Raw genomic sequence first — 18,521 nt, forward strand, 5'->3', positions numbered from 1 at the left:
CCTGGCGCGGCAGCGAAACACGGCTGCCAGTGTGGAACGTCCAGGGTTCCGGCGCCATGGGCGGCCTCCTGGAAGGCGCCCTGGGCTAGACTGATGGACCCGCCTGGCCGGAGGCCTCGTGACCACGCCCCTGTTCGCCCTGGTACTGCTCGCCGCCCTGTTGCACGCCGGCTGGAACGCCCTGCTCAAGATCGGCCTCGATCGCTTTCTCACCGCCAGTCTGATCCAGATCGGCGCCGGTCTTGCCGCCCTGCTGGCGCTGCCCTTCGTCGCCCTGCCGCCTGCCGCGGCCTGGCCCTGGATCGCCCTCTCCGCCCTGCTGCACATCGGCTACAACGCTTTTCTCGCCCGGGCCTATCGCTATGGCGATCTAGGCCAGGTCTATCCCCTCTCCCGCGGCAGCGCGCCGTTGCTGGTCAGTCTGGTGGCCTTTCTCGCCCTCGGCGAACGGCTCTCGCCACCCGCCCTGCTCGGCCTCGGCCTGCTGGTGACCGGGCTCGCCCTGATGGCGCTACTCGGCGCTCGGCGCGGCACGCCACCCAGCCTGGCGCTGCTGGTCTGCGCCTTCACCACCGGCAGCTTCATCGCCGCCTATACCCTGGCCGATGCCCTCGGCGCCCGCGCCAGCGGCAATGCCGTGGCCTATGCCCTCTGGCTGTTCGCGGTCAACGGCGTGGTGGCGGCGCTGGTCCTGCGGCTGAGCCGCGGCGCCGCGGCCTTCGCCGGGCTCGGTCCGCACTGGCGCGCCGGGCTGGCAGGCGGGGTCATGTCGATGCTGGCCTACAGCCTGGTGATCGTCGCCACCACCCAGGCGCCCATCGGCCTGGTCTCGGCACTGCGCGAGACCAGCGTGCTGTTCGCCCTGCTGATCGGGGTCTTCTGGCTGCATGAAAGCCTGCCACTGGGCCGCATCTGCGCCGGCCTGGCCATCGTCGCCGGGGTGGTGGCGATCAAGCTGGCCTGAACGGAGCGCCGCGGGAGCGGCTAAGCTGAGCCTTCTTTCGACCAGGATGGACCCATGGGCAAATCGCTGCGACTCTCGGAAAAATGGTTCAACCGCGGCCTCTGGCTGCTGGCGCTGGTATTCGCCGGCTTTCTCATCGGCCTGGGCGGCACCCTGGTCGGCGATCTGCCCCAGGTGGAGCAGCAGCAGCGTCTGGAAGACTTCATGGACCCCGCCGCCACCGCCGCGGCCCGGGAAGACCAGCGCCAGGCCCAGCTGGCCAGTCGTCAGGCCAGCGACGCCCTGGAACAGGCGCAATTGCGGCAGACCGCGGCCGCGAGCAGCTACCAGGCCAATCGCGAGACCTTCGACAACTGGCTGGCGACCCGCCAGACCACCCAGCGCCCCGAGCAGGATGCCGAACTGATCGCCCGCAGCCGCGTCCTGGACGAACTCAAGGCCGGCGAGCGGGTGGCGGAGCAGGAGGTGGAACGCCAGCAGCAGGCGCTGCTGGATGCCGAGCAGCGCGCCGACAATGCGCAGCGCAGCCTGGCCACCCTCGGTGAGTCGGCGCAGTCGGCCTGGCTGGAGGCGCGCCAGCAGGCCGAGCTGCGGGTCTTCCTCTATCGCCTGGCGCTGACCCTGCCCCTGCTGGCGGTGGCGGCCTGGCTGTTCGTCCGCCAGCGCAAGAGCACCTGGTGGCCCTTCGTCTGGGGCTTCATCTTCTTCGCGCTGTTCGCCTTCTTCGTCGAGCTGGTGCCCTATCTACCCAGCTATGGCGGCTATGTGCGCTATCTGGTGGGCATCCTGCTGACCGTCCTGGGCGGACGCTACGCCATCCGTGCCCTGCAGGACTATCGCGCCCGCCTGGCGCTCAAGGAAGCCCAGCCGGACACCGTCAGGCGCGAAGAGCTGCACTACGACACCGCCCTGGCGCGGCTGGCCAAGGGCGTCTGTCCCGGTTGCGAGCGGCCGGTGGACCTCAAGGACCCGGGGATCGACTTCTGCCCCCATTGCGGCATCGGCCTGCACGACCACTGCGGCGCCTGCCAGACCCGCAAGAGCGCCTTCGCGCATTTCTGCCACGCCTGTGGGACGGCGGCGCGTGGAGGGCCAGGCGCCTAATCCCGGTTCTTTTGCGTCAGCAACCAGGTCTCCCTACTCAGCTCCCACAACTCCGAGGGCAATTTGCCGCAAACATAGTCGGATTCCTCTTTTGCTATGAGGCGCATCCCCTCGCGGTGCGATAAACGCCGCGACCCGTCGTTTAAGGCTGCCTTGGGTACACGCATACACGGGCGCCGCAGGTCCTCGAACCAAAAGGTATTCACCGCAGCGCAGGCCTCGCTCATGAGCCCCTGTTGCCAAAAAGCTGGAGAAAGCCAGAAACCGCGGTTGTTATCTGGCTCGTCATGCAGGCTGATGACGCCGATCAGGACTTCTGGATCGCTACGTAGGCGCAGTGACCAGTGCCATTCAATACCCCGCGCCATGGCCGGCAAAGCGATGTCCTGCAAGAAACGCCGAGCGCCATCTTCCGGGTAAGGCCAGGGAATATGCGCGGTCATGTACCGCACGATCTCCCATTGCGGAAAGATCCGCTGGATCGCTTCTGCATCCTCTAGTTGCAAGGGGCGTAGCAGCAGGCGGGGCGTCTGCAGCATGGGCAACGGCATGGCGGACTCCGGTCAGGTTCCCGACCGGAGCCTAACCTACCTTCAGGGCTTGTTCGAACTGGCGTTGACGCCCTTCTCGGTGTGCTCGCCGGCGTGCTTGTGCAGCTGGCCGGTGGGGTCCTGCAGCTGGATGACCCTGCCCTGCTGCCAGGCATCGGCGCCGGGGACGACCGTGGGCGTGGGCAGATCGGCGCGGGCGGCCTTGGTCTCGGTGGAGGAGACGCCCAGGCGGCGGTCACGCTCGGCGAGCAGCTTGGGATCGAGCTGGCCATCGGCGGTGAAGCCCATCATCAGCTGGGGCACGCCCAGCGGCAGCTGCAGGTCCTGATCGGTATGCCAGGTGTGCCAGGTCTTGCCGTAGGTATGCACCAGCTTGTCCATCAGCCGGTGCTCGGCCACCTGGGGCACGCCGGGCGCGACCAGCTGACCCGACTTCACCTCGTGCACATGGCTGTGCCAGAGCGCCTGCTCGGCCGCGGGCAGGGTCTTGAACAGCCGCTCGCTGATGATGTACTCGACGCCCATCAGCTTGGCATCGGCGACATTGCCGTCGTAGATCACGCACTGGAACATCTCTTCGCCCAGGACGCTGCAATAGTGGTGAGCTTCCATCTGGCTAGCGGGGTGGCCGTTGTAGAAATGGAAGCCGTCCAGATAGGTGTTGAGGGCGGCGATGGGCGGCTTGCGCTGCAGCACGTCGGCGCCGGCTTCGAGCACTCGGGTATCGGTCTGGGCGGGGGTACCCGGCACCGGTACCGGCGACTGGGTATCATTGGCGGCCTGGGTCAGAGGGGCGCAGGCGAGCAGCAGCAAGGCAGGGAGTCGGCGGGTATTCATGGCGGATTCTCGACGGGAGCTTGCCGAGTTCGAAGGCCGGGCAGACGCCAAGGTTCCACCGCTGCGCTAGGCTCGTCATATGAATGTCATGCAACGGCCATAAATTCGTCATCGTCTGCGCCTGGCCTTTCGGTATAAGCGAAACGCCACCGCCACACCTTTGCACCTCTGGCCTCTTCTCTCTGTCGGGACGACTCAATGAACGCACACAGCTCTCCCTCTGGTCATGCCCTGCGCCGCGTGGTCTTCAACAAGAAGGGCGGTGTCGGCAAGTCCAGCATCGCCTGCAACCTGGCGGCCATCAGCGCCCACGAAGGCTATCGCACCCTGCTGGTGGATCTCGATCCCCAGGCCAACTCCAGCCAGTACCTCACCGGCCAGGTGGGCGACGACCTGCCCCACGGCATCGCCGACTTCTTCAAGCAGACCCTGAGCGGCGGCAAGAAGGCCCAGGCCAACATCCATGCCACCGCCTGGCCGAATCTGGATCTGATCGCCGCCTCCGGCGAGCTGAGCGAGCTGCAGTTCAAGCTCGAAGCCAAGTACAAGATCCAGAAGCTCGCCAAGTACCTCGACAAGCTTGGCGAAGACTATGACCGCATCTACCTGGATACCCCGCCGGCGCTGAACTTCTACAGCATCTCGGCGCTGATCGCCGCCGACCGCTGCCTGATCCCCTTCGACTGCGATGTCTTCGCCCAGCAGGCGCTGTACGACCTGATCGAAGAGCTGGAGGAGATCCGCGAGGACTACAACGAGAAGCTCGTGGTCGAGGGCATCATCATCAACCAGTACCACGCCCAGGCCAGCACCCCGCGCCAGCTGATCGAGGAACTCCAGGCGCGTGATCTGCCGGTACTGGCGGCGCCGCTGATGTCGTCGGTGAAGATGCGCGAATCCCACCAGCAGCATCGTCCGCTGATCCACCTGGACCCAGGCCACAAGCTGACCCGGCAGTACCTGGAGCTGTTCGCCCTGCTGGAAGGCTGAGGGCGCCACAGCGCAAGAACGTTCAAGACGGCGGCGACGCGGTGCGGCACCCTGGGCATCCCCTGCCTTCCGGAGCCCTGCCGATGACCGCTTCCCGCCGCCGCGCCTTCCTCCAGGGCGCCTGGCAGATCATGCCGCTGTCGCTGGCCTGCGCGCCCTGGGGCATCCTGGTCGGCGCCCTGGCCATCGAGACCGGCCTCAGCGTGCTGGAAGGCCAGGCCTTTTCCCTGCTGGTGTTCGCCGGGGCGGCGCAACTGGTGGCCCTGGGCATGCTCAAGGCCGGCGCGGGCCTCGCCGCCATCCTGCTGACCACTTTGCTGCTGACCTCCCAGCACCTGCTCTATGGCCTGCACATGAGACGCGTCCTGGCGCCCCAGCCGCTGCCCTGGCGGCTGGGTTTCGGCTTTCTGCTCACCGACGAATTCTTCGCCCTGAACCATGCCGAGCAACCGGCCGGCTTCGACCGCTGGCGCGCCCTGGGCATGGGTCTGAGTTTCTATCTGCTGTGGAATCTCTTCACCCTGGCCGGGCTGCTGCTGGGGCGGGTGCTGCCCAATCTGGGCGCCCTGGGCCTGGACTTTTCCATCGCCGCCACCTTCATCGCCCTGGTGGTGCCCCTGGTACGCGACCTGGCCACCGTGGCCTGCGTGCTCACCGCGCTGCTGGTGTCGGTGTGGCTGCATCACCTGCAATGGCAGGGCGCCCTGGTGCTGGGCGGCCTGGCGGGGATGAGCGCGGGCTTCGGGGTGCGCCGCCTGCGGGAGCGCCTGCAATGATCCTTGCCACCGTGCTCGGCATGGCCGTCCTGGTCTTCTGCAATCGCTATCTCTTTCTCGAACCGCGCCTGCCGCTGCGCCTGGGACGCAATCTGCGCACCTTCCTGGAATTCGCCGTGCCCGGGATGCTCACCGCCATCTGCGGCCCCATCCTGTTCTCCGGCGAAAGGACGCTGGCCGCGACCCTGGTCGACCCTTACCTGCTGGCGGCCCTGACCGCGGTGGGGCTGATGCTCTGGACGCGGCGGGTGCTGACCACGGTGATCCTCAGCATGGGCGTGTTCTACCTGCTACGCTGGCTCCTCTAGCGCCAGGATGGAACCGATCGGTGCCACGAGAGAGCCATGAACGGACAACAGGAAAACGCCCGCCTCTGGTCGGCCCGCGGGCTGGGCGGCGTCGAGCTGCTGCACGCCCGCTATCGCCGCCAGCGCTTCGCCCCCCATGTGCACGAAGGCTATGTGCTCACCGTGATCGAGCGCGGCGCCCAGCGCTTTAGCCACCGCGGTGCCGAGCACCTGGCCGCGGCCGGCAGCATGGTGCTGATCAACCCGGACGAGTTGCACACCGGTGCGACAGCGGTCGAGGAAGGCTGGCAGTACCGCGGCTTCTATCCGACGCTGGCGCAGCTGATGCCGGTCTTCGCCGAACTGGGATGCCCGATGGACGCCACCCCGGCCTTCGCCACCAGCGTGCTGCACGATCCCCAGGTGAGTGCGGCCTTCAGCCAGCTGCATCGGTTGGCCGACCATGGCGCCGAGGCGCTGGAGCAGCAGACCGCCTGGCGTGAGGCGCTGCTGTTGCTGTTCGGCCGCCACGCCTGCCTGGGCACTATCCCGCAGCCGGGTCGAGAACCTCTGGCGGTGCAGCGCGCCCGCGAATTGCTCGGCCAGCGGTTGCAGCAACCGCCCAGCCTCGAAGAGCTGGCCCAGGCCGTGGGGCTGTCGCCCTTTCATTTCCTGCGGGTGTTCCGCCGGGCGACGGGCCTGCCGCCCCACGCCTGGCTCAAGCAGCAGCGCCTGACCCGCGCCCAGGGCCTGCTGCGGGCCGGTTGGGCGCCCCTGGACGTGGCCCTGCAACTGGGCTTCGCCGACCAGAGTCATCTCACTCGCCAGTTCAAGCAGGCCTACGGGGTGGCACCGGGCGCCTATCGCCGCGCCTGGCACGGCTAGCCGGACACCGACGAACGGTCCTGGCCGCTGAAGCGGCGTGCCAGAGCCCTGCAAGCGGTAACGAGGCCTGGCTGACCGGAGCGCCGGAGAAACTTTTCGCGGTCGCCTCGGGCCTAGTCAGGAAGAGCGCCGGAGCTGCCGGCCGTTCTCCCCTGCCCCTTTGGAGTTACCGGTATGACACTGGAAGAACGCATCCGCCAGCGCGCCTATGAAATCTGGGAACGCGAAGGTCGTCCCCATGGCCAGGATTTCGAGCACTGGTTTCAGGCCAACCGCGAACTGGAAGACCAGCCCGACGACAACCTGACTCAGGTCGGCGGCATCCAGAGCAGCGTCGCCCCGCCGGCACCCAAGCCGCGCAGCCGGTCGCGAAAGAAGGCGACCGCGGGCGACGCCTGAAGCCAGGCGCCCTTACTTGCGGATCATGTCGGCCGCCCGCTGGGTGGCCTCCGAGGTTCGCGTGGCCAGCTTGCGTACCTCGTCCGCCACCACGGCGAAGCCACGGCCGGCTTCACCGGCGCGGGCAGCCTCGATGGCGGCATTGAGCGCCAGCAGGTTGGTCTGGGCAGCGATGCCCTGGATGGAGCCGACGATCTCGGTCACCTTCTGCAGGTTCTCTTCCAGGGTGCGGTGCTGGTCTTCCTGGTTGCCGCGCAAGGATTCCTGCTCGTGCAGGGCATGGACATCGGCCAGCGCGCCCACCACCCGCAACGGCGTGCCATCGGCGGTGCGCCGGGTCTGACCACGGGCGCGGAACCAGCGTACCTCGTTGTTCTTCAGCACCAGGCGATAGGTGATGTCGAAGCCGGTGCGGCCGCTGCGGTCATTGATGTGCGCACCGAAGGCCTCCAGTACCCGCTCGCGATCGTCCGGGTAGAGGCGCGAGGCCCAGCTGTCCAGCACATCGGGAAACTCCTGGACGGTCTCGTAACCGAGCAGGTGGCGAAATTGCGGCGACCACCAGAAGGGATTCCTGGGATTGAGCGGATCGCCGGCGATCACCTCCATGTCCCAGAGGCCGTCGTTGAGCATCTCCCGCGCCAACTCGAAACGGGTCAGGGTGACGTCCAGTTCCTGATCGCGCAGGCGCTGGTCATGGATGTCGCGCAGGGAGCCAGCCACCCGCAGCGGTACGCCGCGCTCGTCACGCAGGGTGGCGCCGGTGGCGCGCATCCAGCGGTATTCGCCGGACTTCAGGGCGATGCGATACTGGACATCGAAGGGGGTCTGACCGCTGCGATCCTTCATGTGGGCGGCGAAGGCGTCCAGCACCCAGGCGCTGTCTTCCGGATGCAGGCGCTTGGCCCAGCTGCCGAGTTCGCTGGGAAAATCGCGTTCATCGCGAAAGCCGAGCATGGCGCGGAACTGATCAGACCACCAGAAGGCGTTGCGCGGATTGACCGGATCGCCGGCCACCACCTCCATGTCCCAGAGGCCTTCGCTGGAACCCTGGCTGACCAGCTCGAAGCGGGTCCCCAGGCGCCTGGCCAGCGTCTCGCTTTCGGCCATGCGCGCCGTCAGGGTGGCATTGTCCTGACTCAGCGTCTGCACCTGCTGCTGCAATTCCCGCTGCTGTACCAGCAGCGCCTGCAGCCCCTTGGTCAGGCGTGCCAGGGCAGGATCGCCCTGGAAGCTGCCGCTCTCGGCCAGGGGGTGACGGTCTCCGTCGCCGCGGCCAGGATATCCAGCGCGCGCATGATCGAGTAGTGCTTGAGCAAGGCCATGATCGAATCCTTAGAGGGAGCAGCCGCGGCAAGCGCTGCGCGCGATCCGAGTCCCTGTATCGGCCTCGCCGCTTCGCTCTTTAGCCCGTTCCAGAGCCTTTTTTCCCTGTCGCTGCTCTGCCGGTCGGCTAGCGCCAGTCGTCCAGCAGCCAGACCTCGGGATGATCGTAATGGGCTTCGCCCCGGTGCAGGGTGATGCCCAGGATCTCGCTGCGAAACCCTTCCGCCAGCAGCCAGCGGTAGGCCCCCAGGCGGGCGGTGTTGACGCCGGCCAGCAGGCGCTGCTGGCCATGGTCCCGGGCCAGGCCATCGCAGGCGGCGATCAGCCGGGCGAAGCGCGCCTCGGCCCCCGTACCGGGCAGGACCGCCGCGCACTTCACATAGCAGACCCCGGTGCCCGCCTCGCTGTGGGGCCCGAAATGGCAGACGGCGAAGCCCTCCGCCCGGCCCTGCGCGTCCTGCAGCAGCAGACTCTCGCCGAGTTGCTGTTCACGTACCGCGGCCATCTCGGCGGAGACGTCCAGCCCTGGCGCATTGGCCCGGCCCAGTTCGGCGCAGGACGCCAGCAGCCGGTCGGGCTCGGCCGCCAGGGAAAAGCGCAGCGCCGGCGGCGCCGCCTGTGTTTGCAACGGACGCGCCATCACCGCGGTCAGGGTACGCGGCCAGAAGCCGAAGCCCTGGTAGAGCCCCAGGTGCCGCGGACTGTCGGGAAAGGTGAAGAGTCCGGCATGCACCAGCTGCCAGGCGTCGAGCTGCTCGACCGCGGCGCCCATCAGCGCCTTGGCCACCTTGGCGTCCCAGTAGTCCGGGTGCACCGCCAGCGGGCCGAGGATGCCGTGGCGCCCCCAGCGGGTGACGCAGACGGCGCCGACCAGGCGCTCGCCGTCGAGGGCCTTGAACCAAGCGGTGTGGGGCGCGGCGAAGCGACTGCGCACATAGTCGCGGTCATTCCAGAATTCGCCCGGCTCGGCGGCGCCCATCTAGGTGGCGAACGCCAGGCGCACCACTTCGGTGGTGGCCGGCAGGTCGGCGGCGGTGAGGGGTTCGACACTGAAGGTAGGGCTGGACATGGGGCGGCTCCTGGGCTGTAGGCCTTGGACCCGCCCAGCCGGGGCTTTGCGCCCGGCCGGCAATCGCCGGTTACAGCAGCAGCACCGCCGCCCAGCCGAACAGCAGCATCGGCAGGCTGAAATGCAGGAAGGACGGCACCACGGTGTCCCAGATATGGCTGTGCTGGCCGTCCACATTGAGACCCGAGGTGGGGCCCAGGGTGGAATCCGAGGCTGGCGAACCCGAGTCGCCCAGGGCGCCGGCGGTGCCGATCAGGCAGACGATGGCCAGCGGCGAAAAGCCCAGGTGCAGGCACAGCGGCCCCAGGATGGCGGCGAGGATGGGCACGCTGGAAAAGGACGAGCCGATGCCCAGGGTCACCAGCATGCCCAGCAGCAGGAGCAGCAGCGCGCCCAGGGCGCGGTTGTCACCGATCAGGCCGGCAGCGGTGGCGGCCAGGTCCTTGATCTGGCCGGTGGCGGTCAGCACCTCGGCGAAGCCGCCGGCGGTGAGCATGATGAAGCCGATCACCGCCATCATCTTCGCGCCCTCGCTGAACAGGTCGTCCGCCTCGCGCCAGCGCACCACGCCGGTGGCGGTGAAGACCACGAAGCCGACCAGGGCACCGAGGATCATGGAGTCCAGCCAGAGCTGCACGCCAAAGGCGGCGATCACGGCGACCAGCGCCACCAGCAGGGTGCGGCCGTTGTAGGGGCGGTCGGCCCGCTCGGTGCGCGCCACCAGGTTGAGGTCGTACTGTCGCGGCCGGCGATAGCTGACGAAAACCGCCAGCAGCAGGCCGACCACCATGCCCAGGGCCGGCAGCAGCATGGCGCGACTGGGGTCCACGCCGCTGACGTCGACGCCGGCGCGGGCCACGCTGGCCAGCAGGATGTCGTGCAGATAGAGGCTGCCGAAGCCCACCGGCAGGAACATGTAGGGGGCGATCAGGCCGAAGGTCATGACGCAGGACAGCCGCCGGCGATCCAGCTCCAGGCGCGTCAGCACATAGAGCAGCGGCGGCACCAGCAGCGGGATGAAGGCGATGTGGATGGGCAGGATGTTCTGCGAGGCGATGGATACCGCCAGCAGCAGACCGAGCAGCGCCCAGCGCAGCGAACGTCCGCCCTGGCTGGCCTGCCGCTCCATCAGCGCCAGGGCGCGATCAGCCAGCATGTGCGCCAGCCCGGACTGGCTGATGGCCACGGCGAAGGCGCCCAGCAACGCATAGGAGAGCGCCACCTTGGCGCCATTGCCCAGGCCGGCGTTGAAGGCCAGCAGGGTGCCTTCCAGGCCCAGGCCGCCGACCAGACCACCGGCCACCGCCCCGGCGATCATCGCCACCACCACATGCACCCGGGCCAGACTCAGCATCAGCATGAGTCCTACCGCCACCACCACCGCATTCATCGCCGACTCCGCACCACCAAAAGGGCGCGCACTCTGCCGCAGCCCGGCGCGGGCGTCAAAGGCGCGGGATGGATGGCGCGGCGTCCCGCGTGTCCACAGCAGCCGGGCCGGGCTGCGCATGGAACCCTCCCGGTGGGGACTGCCGGTCGCGGCCGAGGAACAGCCGGCAGGCGTTCCGCCGCCGAGCGATCCCGCGCGCAGGAAAGCTTCCTGCCCACGCCAGCGCTCTGGAATGAACCTTTCAGCGCCTGGGGGCGTCTGACGCGGACGCTTCCCCGGTCACGCCAAGGATGAACGGCCCATGCAAGACGCCATCGACATGTTGATCACCGCCTTCAGTCCGCACTCCTGCCTGGCCGTCCCGCGGCGCGCCGATCGCACCCTGCTGTTCACCGTCACCGACACGGCCCGCGCGGTCACGGTCACCAAGGCGATTCCCCTGTGCAGCCTGGAATGCACGGCCACCCTGGCCACGGTGATCAAGGATCTGCAGCGCGATCTCGACCGGGCGCTCGGCACCCTGAGCCCGGCAAGCCTCGCCGACCTGCGCCAGCGTGGTCCGCGGGTGCAGCGGTTCGAGAGCTGAGAGGAGTTGGCCGGGGGGATTGAGCGTTGGCTGAGTCGCCCTCACCCCAGCCCTCTCCCTGAGGGGGAGGGGGGGCTACGGCGTGAGAGGTAGCTCTACCGTAGGGTGGATGACGGCGCAGCCTCATCCACTCCTGGCCATGCCGCTCAGCGCCGGCTGGTGCGGGTGCTGACGTCGACCCAGACCGCCAGGACCAGGATGCTGCCCTTGACGATCATCTGCCAGTAGCTGTCCACATCGAGCATGGACATACCATTGTCCAGACTGGCGATCACCAGGGCGCCGAGCAGGGCGCCGTAGACGGTGCCCGAGCCGCCGCGCATGGAGGTGCCGCCGATGAAGCAGGCGGCGATGGCGTCCAGTTCGCCCATGGTGCCGGCCGAGGGCGAGCCGGCGGCCAGGCGGGCGGTGTTGACCAGACCGGCCAGGGCGCACATCACGCCCATCAGGCCGAAGATGCCGAGCTTGATCGCCTGGACGTTGATGCCCGACAGCCGCGTGGCTTCCAGGTTGCTGCCCACCGCATAGATGCGCCGGCCAAATACCGTCTGGCTGGTGATGTAGCTGAACACCCCGAGCAGCACCAGCAGGATCAGCACCGGCACCGGGATGCCGTCATAGCGGTTGAGGGTCTGGATGAAGGCCACCAGCACCACGCCGATCACCACCACCCGCAGCACGTCGCGCCACAGCGGCGCGAGGGCGAGGCCGAGGGTCTTGCGCTTGCTGCGCTGGCGCCAGGTCAGCACCACGGCCACCGCGAACAGCAGCACGCCCAGGACGCTGCCCACCACCGGCGGCAGATAGCCCTGGCCGAGGTAGACCAGTTCCGGCGACACCGGGGCGACGGTGACGCCGCCGGTGAGACCGAGCAGCACCCCGCGAAAGGCCAGCATGCCGCCGAGGCCGACGATGAACGACGGTATCCCCCGATAGGCGCTCAGGTAGCCGTTGATCAGGCCGATCAGCAGACCGCCGGCGGCCACCGCCAGCAGGGTGATCGGCAGGGGCACGTGGTAGGTGACGTCGAGTATCGCCGCCACCCCGCCGAGCAGGCCGAGTTGCGAGCCCACCGACAGGTCGATCTCGCCGGCGATGATCACCAGCACCATGCCGCAGGCGAGGATGCCGGTGATGGACATCTGCCGCAGCAGGTTGGAGAGGTTGCGCGGGGTAACGAAGCCGCCTTCGGTCTGCCAGCTGAAGAACAGCCAGATCAGGGCCACGGCGATCAGCAGGGCGAGCATCTTGTAACGGGTGAACAGCTGTTTCACGGCGTGCATCAGAAGTGCTCCCGGGCTTGGGCGACCGCCCGTTCGGTGGTACCCAGGGCCGCGGCCAGTACCCGCTCCTGGGTCAGATTCTCATTGGGGAAATCGCCGCGCAGCCGGCCTTCGCCGAGCACCAGTACCCGGTCGGAGACGCCGAGCACCTCGGCCAACTCCGAGGAGACCATGACGATGGCCACGCCCTCCGCCGCGAGCAGGCCGATCAGCCGGTAGATCTCGAACTTGGCGCCGACGTCGACGCCGCGGGTGGGCTCGTCGAGGATCAGCACCTTGGGCCGCGCCAGCAGCATCTTGGCGAGCACCGCCTTCTGCTGGTTGCCGCCGGAGAGGCCGGTGATGGGCAGGAAGGGGCTGCTGGTCTTTAGCTGTAGCCGGGCGATCTCGGTGTCGATGCAGGACAGTTCCGCCTCGCTGTCGATGCGACTCAGGTGGGCGAATCTGTCCAGCACCGTGAGGGTGATGTTCGAGCCCACGCCCAGGTCGGGAATGATGCCCTGGCGCTTGCGATCCTCCGGTACCAGGCAGAGGCCGGCGCGGATGGATTTCAGCGGGGTGCGGGTATCGATGCGCTGGCCATTGAGCCAGACCTCGCCTTCGTAACGGCCGTCGTAGGCACCGAAGATGGCCGAGACCAGTTCGGTGCGCCCGGCGCCCACCAGCCCGGCGATGCCGAGGATCTCGCCGGCGCGCACGGCGAAGGAGACGTCGTCGACGCGCTTGCGCTGGGGATTGTCGACGTCCAGGCAGGTGAAGTGACGCGCCTCGAAGATCACCTCGCCGATCTGGTGGGGGATCTGTGGATAGAGGTTGGTCATGGCGCGGCCGACCATCTGGGTGATGATGCGGTCGATGTCCATCTCGGCCATGGGCGTGGTGGCGATGTGCTTGCCGTCGCGGATCACCGTGATGGTGTCGCAGATGGCCGCCACCTCGTCGAGCTTGTGCGAGATGTAGACGCAGGCCACGCCCTGGGCCTTGAGGTCGCGGATGATGTCCAGCAGCACGGCGATCTCGGAGGTGGTGAGCGCCGAGGTCGGCTCGTCGAGGATCAACAGCCGGGCGTTCTTGTTCAGCGCCTTGGCGATCTCCACCAGTTGCTGCAGACCGCCGCCGTACTGGGACACCGGCAGGGCCACGTTCATGTCCGGCACCTTGAGCCGGCGCATCAGCTCGGCCGAGCGCTGCAGCATGGTCGGGTAGTCCAGCCGCCCGCCGAAGCGACGCGGCTCGTGGCCCATGAAGATGTTCTCGGCCACGGACAGATCGGGTACCAGGGTCAGTTCCTGGTGGATGATGACGATGCCGGCCGCCTCGGATTCGGCGATGGACTGGGCTTCCAGCGGACGCCCGTCCCAGCGGATCTCGCCTTCCCAGGTGCCGTGGGGATAGACCGCCGACAGGACCTTCATCAGGGTGGACTTGCCGGCGCCGTTCTCGCCGCACAGCCCTACGCATTCGCCCGGACGCACCTTGAGATCGATGCCGTCCAGCGCCCGCACCCCGCCAAAGCTCTTGGCGATGCCGTGCATTTCCAGCAGATAGTCGGCCATGGCCGCTCCTTGCCCAGGGGCCGTCCGACGCCAGGCGTCAGACGGCCAGCCGGTGGCCAGTGGTTATTTGCCGTCGATCTGGGCCTGGGTGTAGAAGCCGTCCTTGACCAGCAGGTCGACGTTGGCCTTGGTCAGCTCGGTGGGGGTGAGCAGCAGGGTGTCGACCTTCTTGGTGCCGTTGTCGTAGCTGGAGTTGAAGGCCGGCTTCTCGTTGCGCACCAGTTGCACCGACAGCTTGGCCGCCTCGGAGGCGATCAGCTTGAGCGGCTTGTAGACGGTCATGGTCTGGGTCCCGGCGATCACCCGCTTGATGGCGGCGAGGTCGGCGTCCTGACCGGACACGGCGACCTTGCCGGCCAGCTTCTGCGCGGCCAGGGCCTGGATGGCACCGCCGGCGGTGGCGTCGTTGGAGGCGACGATGCCGTCGATCTTGTTGTCGTTGGCGGTCAGGGCGTTCTCGACAATGGCCAGGGCCTCGGTCGGGTTCCACTCCTTGACCCACTGCTGGCCGACGATCTTGACGTCGCCCTTGTCGATGGCCGGCTGCAGGACCTTCATCTGGCCCTGGCGGAGGATCTTGGCGTTGTTGTCGGTGGGCGCGCCGCCGAGCAGGAAGAAGTTGCCCTTGGGCTGGGCCTTGAGCACGCCACCGGCCTGCATCTCGCCGACCTTCTCGTTATCGAAGGAGATGTAGGCGTCGATGTCGGCGTTGAGGATCAGACGATCATAGGAGATCACCTTGACCCCGGCCTTCTTGGCCTCGGCCACCACGTTGTTCAGCACCGTGGCGTTGAACGGCACGATGACGATGGCATCCACGCCGCGGGAGATCAGGTTCTCGATCTGCGACAGCTGGCGCTGCTCGTTGGCGTCGGCGGATTGCACATAGACCTTGGCGCCGAGTTGCTCGGCGGCGGCGACAAAGTAGTCGCGGTCACGGGCCCAGCGCTCCAGGCGCAGGTCGTCGATGGAGAAACCGATCTTGGGATGCTGGGCGTCGGCCTGGGCGAAACCGGTGGTGCACAGCGCGAGCAGACCGGCGAGCAGGGTCGTCTTGAAATTCATGGTGGCGTCCTTGGTTATTGTTGTTGTGGAGCGAGAGAACGGATTTGAGTGTAACGATTCAGCGCACTTGCACAAGCGGGTCAGGCAGGCTTTTCTGCCGACCCGCTCGCGATCGCTAGCGGTACAGGTAACGGTTGACCACGCCTTCGAGCAGCTCCTGGCGACCGCTCACCGGCTGGGGCGCGAGGCCCTGGCTGAAGGTGTGCTCGGCCAGTTGTTCCAGGCTCAGCTGGCCACCGAGGATGCGCTGACCGAGGGTCTGATCCCAGCCGGCATAACGCTCGGCCTTGAACTTGCCCAGGGGATCGTCCTGCAGGAGCGCCGCGGCGCGCTCCAGCGACAGCGCCAGGGTGTCCATGGCCGCCACGTGGCCATGGAACAGGTCGACGTCGTCCAGGCTCTGGCGCCGCACCTTGGCGTCGAAGTTGAAGCCGCCGCGGGTGAAGCCGCCGCCCTTGAGGATCTCGTAGATCGCCAGGGTCATTTCCTCGACGCTGTTGGGGAACTGGTCGGTGTCCCAACCGTTCTGCGGATCGCCGCGGTTGGCGTCGATGCTGCCGAACACGCCGAGGGCCACGGCGCTGGCGATCTCGTGCTGGAAGCTGTGCCCGGCGAGGGTCGCGTGGTTGGCCTCGATGTTGACCTTGATCTCCTTCTCCAGCCCGAACTGCTGCAGGAAGCCGAAGACGGTGGCCACGTCATAGTCGTACTGGTGCTTGGTGGGCTCCTGGGGCTTGGGCTCGATCAGCAGATCGCCCTGGAAGCCGATGCGGTGCTTGTGCTCCACCACCATGCGCATGAAGCGGCCGAGTTGCTCGCGCTCGCGCTTAAGGTCGGTGTTGAGCAGGGTCTCGTAGCCTTCGCGGCCGCCCCACAGCACATAGTTCTCGCCGCCCAGGCGGTGGGTGGCGTTCATCGCCGTGCAGACCTGGGTGGCGGCGCAGGCGAAGACTTCCGGATCGGGGTTGCTGGCGGCGCCGGCGGCATAGCGCGGGTGGCTGAAGCAGTTGGCGGTGCCCCACAGCAGCTTGAGGCCGGACTCGCTCTGGTGGCGCTCCAAATCGTCCACCAGGCGGGCGAAGTTCTCGCGGTACTCGGTGAAATTGGCGCCTTCGGGGGCGACGTCGGTGTCGTGGAAGCAGTAGTAGTCCACGCCCAGCTTGCTGAAGAATTCGAAGGCGGCGGTGGCCTTGGCGCGGGCCTGCTCCAGGGGCGAACCTGCTGCCTGCCAGGGCCGCTGGAAGGTGCCCTGACCGAAGACATCGCTACCCGGCCAGACAAAGGTGTGCCAGTAGCAGACCGCCATGCGCAGGTGCTCGCGCATGGGCTTGCCCATGACCAGGCGGTCGGCTTCGTAGTGGCGGAAGGCAAGCGGAGAATCGCTGTCGGGCCCGGCGTAGCGGACTTTCTCGACATTGGGGAAATAAGCCATGGCGTTGTCCTTGTTCTTATCTGTCGCACCCGATACGGCGTACCGGTTTGCGTCGATGGTAGCGCCGCCACCCGGGCTGCCTATTGTGAAAATCACCAGAGCCAGGTGCGATTTTGCCGCTTGAGAGGTGGGCTCGCCGGTCGTAGTCTGGAGCCCCGCCCGCGCCTCCTGCCGGAACCCCGCCATGCCCAGCCAGCCGCCCGTCCACCGCGTCGCCCTGCTGTTCAACGGCAGCAAGATCTACGACAGAGGCATCCTCACCGGCATCGGCAACTACCTGAGCGGCACCCGGGCGCGCTGGGATCTGTTCCTCGAAGAGGACTTCCTCTGCCGGCTCAAGGGCATCGAGCGCTGGCAGGGCGACGGCATCATCGCCGACTTCGACGACCCGGCGGTGAGCGCCGCCCTGGCCCACAGCGCGCTGCCGGTGGTGGCCGTCGGCGGCTCCTACGCGGCCCCGACCGACTACCCGCCCGGCATCCCCTACGTGGCCACCGACAATGCCGCCCTGGTGCGCCTGGCCTATGACCACCTGATCGAATCCGGGCTGACCCGCTTCGCCTGCTTCAGCCTGCCCGCCGCCGACACCAATCGCTGGGCCGGCGAGCGCGAGGCAGCCTTTGCCGCCCTGCTCCGCCGCGACGGCCTGCCGGTGGAGATCTATCGGGGCCTGGAGACCAGCGCCCCGCTGTGGGATACGGCGGTGGAACAGCTGATCGCCTGGCTGGAAGCCCTGCCCAAGCCGGTGGGCATCCTCGCCGTCACCGACGCCCGGGCGCGGCAACTCCTGCAGGCCTGTTTCACGGCCGGCATCCCGGTGCCGGAACAGGTGGCGCTGGTGGGCATCGACAACGATCCGCTGGCGCGCACCCTGACCCGCGTGCCCCTGACCTCGGTGATCCAGGGGACCGAGGCCATCGGCCGGGAGGCGGCGCAACTGCTGCACCAGCGCCTGCACGGCGTCGAACTGGGGGCGCCAAGGGTGCTGATCCCGCCGGAGGGCATCAACGTCCAGGCCTCCAGTCGCCACCAGCCGGTGCGGCATCCCCAGGTGATGCGCGCCCTGCACTTCATCCGCCAGTACGCCTGCCAGGGCATCAAGACCGAGCAGGTGGCCAGCTATGTTGGCATCTCCCGCTCGGCCCTGGAGACGTCCTTTCGCCGCGAACTGGGACGCAGCGTCCACGACGAGATTCTCGGCTTCAAGCTGGCCGCCGCGGCCGTGGCGCTGCAGGAAGAGGCCCCGAGTCTGGCCGAGGTCGCCCGGCGTTGCGGTTTCACCTCGGCGCAGTACCTGCACGCGGTGTTTCGCCGGGAGTTCGGCTGTACCCCGCGGCAGTACCAGTCGAATCCCAAACCCCTGGCGAGCGCCCATGAAAAAGCCCGTCCGGAGACGGGCTTTCAGGTAGCTGCCGCGGCTTATTTGCCGACGGTCTGACCCAGGAACCAGGCGCGTTCTTCGGCCTGGTCGATCCACTCTTCCAGCAGGCTGGTGGTGGAGACGTCATTGGCGTCGTCGGTCAGGGTGTGGGTGGTACGCATGTAGGCGGCCAGCGACTGGTTGTCGTCGTGCAGCTCGGTCAGCATCTGGTCCGCCGACAGATCGGTGGCATCGCTGCTGGCCAGGCGCTTGAGTTGCACCATCTGCTCCAGGGAGCGCACGGTGGGCTGGCCGATCTTGCGAGCGCGCTCGGCGATCAGGTCGGTGATGCCGTACAGCTGGGTAGCCTGCTCGTCCAGCAGCAGGTGGTAGTCGCGGAAGTGCGAGCCCTTCATGTGCCAGTGGTAGTTCTTGGTCTTGATGTACAGCGCGAAGACATCGGACAGCAGCACGGCCAGGGCTTCACCTACGGCCTGCTGGTTCTGCAGGGTGGCGTCTTCGCCCTGATGGGCCTTCTGCTTGACGCTGGAAACGGTCTTGAGTTCTTGCTTGGCATTGGCAACGGCCATGAGAGATCTCCTGTCAGGACGTGAAGAGAAAAAGGGGTTCGCCTGGTTGGCGCGAACATCAACGTCTGCAG

20 protein-coding genes are annotated in these 18,521 nt (G+C 67.5%); 9 read left to right on the forward strand and 11 right to left on the reverse strand.

The window, feature by feature from the left end; translation table 11 throughout:
* Nucleotides 1-118 precede the first annotated feature (118 nt).
* The gene (locus tag PVZ72_RS15475; protein WP_273862401.1) at nucleotides 119-964 is read left to right on the forward strand and encodes an EamA family transporter; all 846 of its coding nucleotides are present in this window, start codon (nucleotides 119-121) and stop codon (nucleotides 962-964) included.
* Between the two features lie 54 nt (nucleotides 965-1,018).
* Nucleotides 1,019-2,068 carry a serine endopeptidase gene (locus PVZ72_RS15480; protein WP_273862402.1) on the forward strand — a complete coding sequence of 350 codons (1,050 nt, stop codon included), beginning with the start codon at nucleotides 1,019-1,021 and terminating at the stop codon, nucleotides 2,066-2,068.
* On the opposite strand, the gene PVZ72_RS15485 is transcribed toward PVZ72_RS15480, so the two are convergent.
* Both PVZ72_RS15485 and PVZ72_RS15490 read right to left on the reverse strand, forming a co-directional pair.
* Nucleotides 2,065-2,619, reverse strand: a complete 555-nt coding sequence (locus tag PVZ72_RS15485) for a GNAT family N-acetyltransferase (RefSeq protein ID WP_273862403.1) — start codon at nucleotides 2,617-2,619, stop codon at nucleotides 2,065-2,067. The genes PVZ72_RS15480 and PVZ72_RS15485 overlap by 4 nt on opposite strands.
* A gap of 42 nt (nucleotides 2,620-2,661) precedes the next feature.
* A complete protein-coding gene (locus tag PVZ72_RS15490; protein WP_273862404.1) occupies nucleotides 2,662-3,456 on the reverse strand; it encodes an OBAP family protein in 795 nt (264 codons plus the stop codon).
* A gap of 231 nt (nucleotides 3,457-3,687) precedes the next feature.
* Between PVZ72_RS15490 and PVZ72_RS15495 the strand changes: the two genes are divergently transcribed.
* The 5 genes from PVZ72_RS15495 (at nucleotide 3,688) to PVZ72_RS15515 (ending at nucleotide 6,793) form a co-directional block, all read left to right on the forward strand.
* The gene (locus PVZ72_RS15495) at nucleotides 3,688-4,446 is read left to right on the forward strand and encodes a ParA family protein (protein ID WP_187981268.1); all 759 of its coding nucleotides are present in this window, start codon (nucleotides 3,688-3,690) and stop codon (nucleotides 4,444-4,446) included.
* Nucleotides 4,447-4,529: 83 nt separating this feature from the next.
* Nucleotides 4,530-5,222, forward strand: coding sequence for an AzlC family ABC transporter permease (locus PVZ72_RS15500; RefSeq protein WP_273862405.1), 693 nt, complete (start codon nucleotides 4,530-4,532; stop codon nucleotides 5,220-5,222).
* Nucleotides 5,219-5,530, forward strand: a complete 312-nt coding sequence (locus PVZ72_RS15505) for an AzlD domain-containing protein (RefSeq protein WP_133862009.1) — start codon at nucleotides 5,219-5,221, stop codon at nucleotides 5,528-5,530. The genes PVZ72_RS15500 and PVZ72_RS15505 overlap by 4 nt, the downstream gene beginning before the upstream one ends.
* 36 nt (nucleotides 5,531-5,566) lie before the next feature.
* Nucleotides 5,567-6,394 carry an AraC family transcriptional regulator gene (locus PVZ72_RS15510; RefSeq protein ID WP_273862406.1) on the forward strand — a complete coding sequence of 276 codons (828 nt, stop codon included), beginning with the start codon at nucleotides 5,567-5,569 and terminating at the stop codon, nucleotides 6,392-6,394.
* A gap of 174 nt (nucleotides 6,395-6,568) precedes the next feature.
* A complete protein-coding gene (locus PVZ72_RS15515; protein ID WP_007159825.1) occupies nucleotides 6,569-6,793 on the forward strand; it encodes a DUF2934 domain-containing protein in 225 nt (74 codons plus the stop codon).
* A 12-nt stretch (nucleotides 6,794-6,805) separates the two neighbouring features.
* Here the strand turns inward: PVZ72_RS15515 and PVZ72_RS15520 are convergent, their stop codons facing one another.
* From PVZ72_RS15520 to PVZ72_RS15535, 4 genes are all read right to left on the reverse strand, one after another.
* Nucleotides 6,806-7,903, reverse strand: a complete 1,098-nt coding sequence (locus PVZ72_RS15520) for a methyl-accepting chemotaxis protein (protein ID WP_431312639.1) — start codon at nucleotides 7,901-7,903, stop codon at nucleotides 6,806-6,808.
* 92 nt (nucleotides 7,904-7,995) lie between these two features.
* Complete coding sequence (locus PVZ72_RS15525; protein WP_273862407.1) at nucleotides 7,996-8,118, reverse strand: hypothetical protein; 123 nt, start codon at nucleotides 8,116-8,118, stop codon at nucleotides 7,996-7,998.
* A 128-nt stretch (nucleotides 8,119-8,246) separates the two neighbouring features.
* Nucleotides 8,247-9,098, reverse strand: a complete 852-nt coding sequence (locus PVZ72_RS15530) for a GNAT family N-acetyltransferase (protein ID WP_273862408.1) — start codon at nucleotides 9,096-9,098, stop codon at nucleotides 8,247-8,249.
* Nucleotides 9,099-9,258: 160 nt separating this feature from the next.
* Nucleotides 9,259-10,578 (reverse strand): Na+/H+ antiporter family protein, encoded by a 1,320-nt coding sequence (locus PVZ72_RS15535; protein ID WP_187981269.1) that lies wholly within the window; start codon nucleotides 10,576-10,578, stop codon nucleotides 9,259-9,261.
* A gap of 301 nt (nucleotides 10,579-10,879) precedes the next feature.
* Between PVZ72_RS15535 and PVZ72_RS15540 the strand changes: the two genes are divergently transcribed.
* Nucleotides 10,880-11,164 (forward strand): hypothetical protein, encoded by a 285-nt coding sequence (locus tag PVZ72_RS15540; protein WP_133862013.1) that lies wholly within the window; start codon nucleotides 10,880-10,882, stop codon nucleotides 11,162-11,164.
* A 146-nt stretch (nucleotides 11,165-11,310) separates the two neighbouring features.
* Here PVZ72_RS15540 and PVZ72_RS15545 read toward each other — a convergent pair whose 3' ends face one another.
* From PVZ72_RS15545 to xylA, 4 genes are all read right to left on the reverse strand, one after another.
* Nucleotides 11,311-12,447 (reverse strand): sugar ABC transporter permease, encoded by a 1,137-nt coding sequence (locus PVZ72_RS15545; RefSeq protein WP_059313241.1) that lies wholly within the window; start codon nucleotides 12,445-12,447, stop codon nucleotides 11,311-11,313.
* On the reverse strand, nucleotides 12,447-14,003 hold the full coding sequence (gene xylG / locus PVZ72_RS15550) for a D-xylose ABC transporter ATP-binding protein (RefSeq protein ID WP_133862014.1): 1,557 nt from the start codon (nucleotides 14,001-14,003) through the stop codon (nucleotides 12,447-12,449). Before xylG ends, PVZ72_RS15545 begins: the two co-directional genes overlap by 1 nt.
* A 63-nt stretch (nucleotides 14,004-14,066) precedes the next feature.
* On the reverse strand, nucleotides 14,067-15,068 hold the full coding sequence (gene xylF / locus PVZ72_RS15555; protein ID WP_059229005.1) for a D-xylose ABC transporter substrate-binding protein: 1,002 nt from the start codon (nucleotides 15,066-15,068) through the stop codon (nucleotides 14,067-14,069).
* A gap of 115 nt (nucleotides 15,069-15,183) precedes the next feature.
* The gene (xylA, locus tag PVZ72_RS15560) at nucleotides 15,184-16,500 is read right to left on the reverse strand and encodes a xylose isomerase (protein ID WP_187980552.1); all 1,317 of its coding nucleotides are present in this window, start codon (nucleotides 16,498-16,500) and stop codon (nucleotides 15,184-15,186) included.
* A 184-nt stretch (nucleotides 16,501-16,684) separates the two neighbouring features.
* Here xylA and PVZ72_RS15565 point away from each other — a divergent pair, with 184 nt between their 5' ends.
* Nucleotides 16,685-17,938 carry a XylR family transcriptional regulator gene (locus tag PVZ72_RS15565; RefSeq protein WP_273862409.1) on the forward strand — a complete coding sequence of 418 codons (1,254 nt, stop codon included), beginning with the start codon at nucleotides 16,685-16,687 and terminating at the stop codon, nucleotides 17,936-17,938.
* Here the strand turns inward: PVZ72_RS15565 and PVZ72_RS15570 are convergent.
* On the reverse strand, nucleotides 17,920-18,450 hold the full coding sequence (locus tag PVZ72_RS15570) for a Dps family protein (RefSeq protein ID WP_059228999.1): 531 nt from the start codon (nucleotides 18,448-18,450) through the stop codon (nucleotides 17,920-17,922). The genes PVZ72_RS15565 and PVZ72_RS15570 overlap by 19 nt on opposite strands.
* Nucleotides 18,451-18,521: the final 71 nt, after the last annotated feature.

The organism is Pseudomonas sp. LA5 (assembly GCF_028640825.1).
Classification (GTDB): Bacteria; Pseudomonadota; Gammaproteobacteria; order Pseudomonadales; family Pseudomonadaceae; genus Chryseomonas; species Chryseomonas aestiva.

Bases quoted from the DNA above. Each gene is read 5' to 3' on its own strand.
- PVZ72_RS15480 (WP_273862402.1), top strand. From the start codon at position 1,019: ATGGGCAAATCGCTGCGACTCTCGGAAAAATGGTTCAACCGCGGCCTC.
- PVZ72_RS15485 (WP_273862403.1), bottom strand. From the start codon at position 2,619: ATGCCGTTGCCCATGCTGCAGACGCCCCGCCTGCTGCTACGCCCCTTG.
- PVZ72_RS15490 (WP_273862404.1), bottom strand. From the start codon at position 3,456: ATGAATACCCGCCGACTCCCTGCCTTGCTGCTGCTCGCCTGCGCCCCT.
- PVZ72_RS15500 (WP_273862405.1), top strand. From the start codon at position 4,530: ATGACCGCTTCCCGCCGCCGCGCCTTCCTCCAGGGCGCCTGGCAGATC.
- PVZ72_RS15505 (WP_133862009.1), top strand. From the start codon at position 5,219: ATGATCCTTGCCACCGTGCTCGGCATGGCCGTCCTGGTCTTCTGCAAT.
- PVZ72_RS15510 (WP_273862406.1), top strand. From the start codon at position 5,567: ATGAACGGACAACAGGAAAACGCCCGCCTCTGGTCGGCCCGCGGGCTG.
- PVZ72_RS15515 (WP_007159825.1), top strand. From the start codon at position 6,569: ATGACACTGGAAGAACGCATCCGCCAGCGCGCCTATGAAATCTGGGAA.
- PVZ72_RS15520 (WP_431312639.1), bottom strand. From the start codon at position 7,903: ATGGCCGAAAGCGAGACGCTGGCCAGGCGCCTGGGGACCCGCTTCGAG.
- PVZ72_RS15525 (WP_273862407.1), bottom strand. From the start codon at position 8,118: ATGGCCTTGCTCAAGCACTACTCGATCATGCGCGCGCTGGATATCCTG.
- PVZ72_RS15530 (WP_273862408.1), bottom strand. From the start codon at position 9,098: ATGGGCGCCGCCGAGCCGGGCGAATTCTGGAATGACCGCGACTATGTG.
- PVZ72_RS15535 (WP_187981269.1), bottom strand. From the start codon at position 10,578: ATGAATGCGGTGGTGGTGGCGGTAGGACTCATGCTGATGCTGAGTCTG.
- PVZ72_RS15540 (WP_133862013.1), top strand. From the start codon at position 10,880: ATGCAAGACGCCATCGACATGTTGATCACCGCCTTCAGTCCGCACTCC.
- PVZ72_RS15545 (WP_059313241.1), bottom strand. From the start codon at position 12,447: ATGCACGCCGTGAAACAGCTGTTCACCCGTTACAAGATGCTCGCCCTG.
- xylG (WP_133862014.1), bottom strand. From the start codon at position 14,003: ATGGCCGACTATCTGCTGGAAATGCACGGCATCGCCAAGAGCTTTGGC.
- xylF (WP_059229005.1), bottom strand. From the start codon at position 15,068: ATGAATTTCAAGACGACCCTGCTCGCCGGTCTGCTCGCGCTGTGCACC.
- xylA (WP_187980552.1), bottom strand. From the start codon at position 16,500: ATGGCTTATTTCCCCAATGTCGAGAAAGTCCGCTACGCCGGGCCCGAC.
- PVZ72_RS15565 (WP_273862409.1), top strand. From the start codon at position 16,685: ATGCCCAGCCAGCCGCCCGTCCACCGCGTCGCCCTGCTGTTCAACGGC.
- PVZ72_RS15570 (WP_059228999.1), bottom strand. From the start codon at position 18,450: ATGGCCGTTGCCAATGCCAAGCAAGAACTCAAGACCGTTTCCAGCGTC.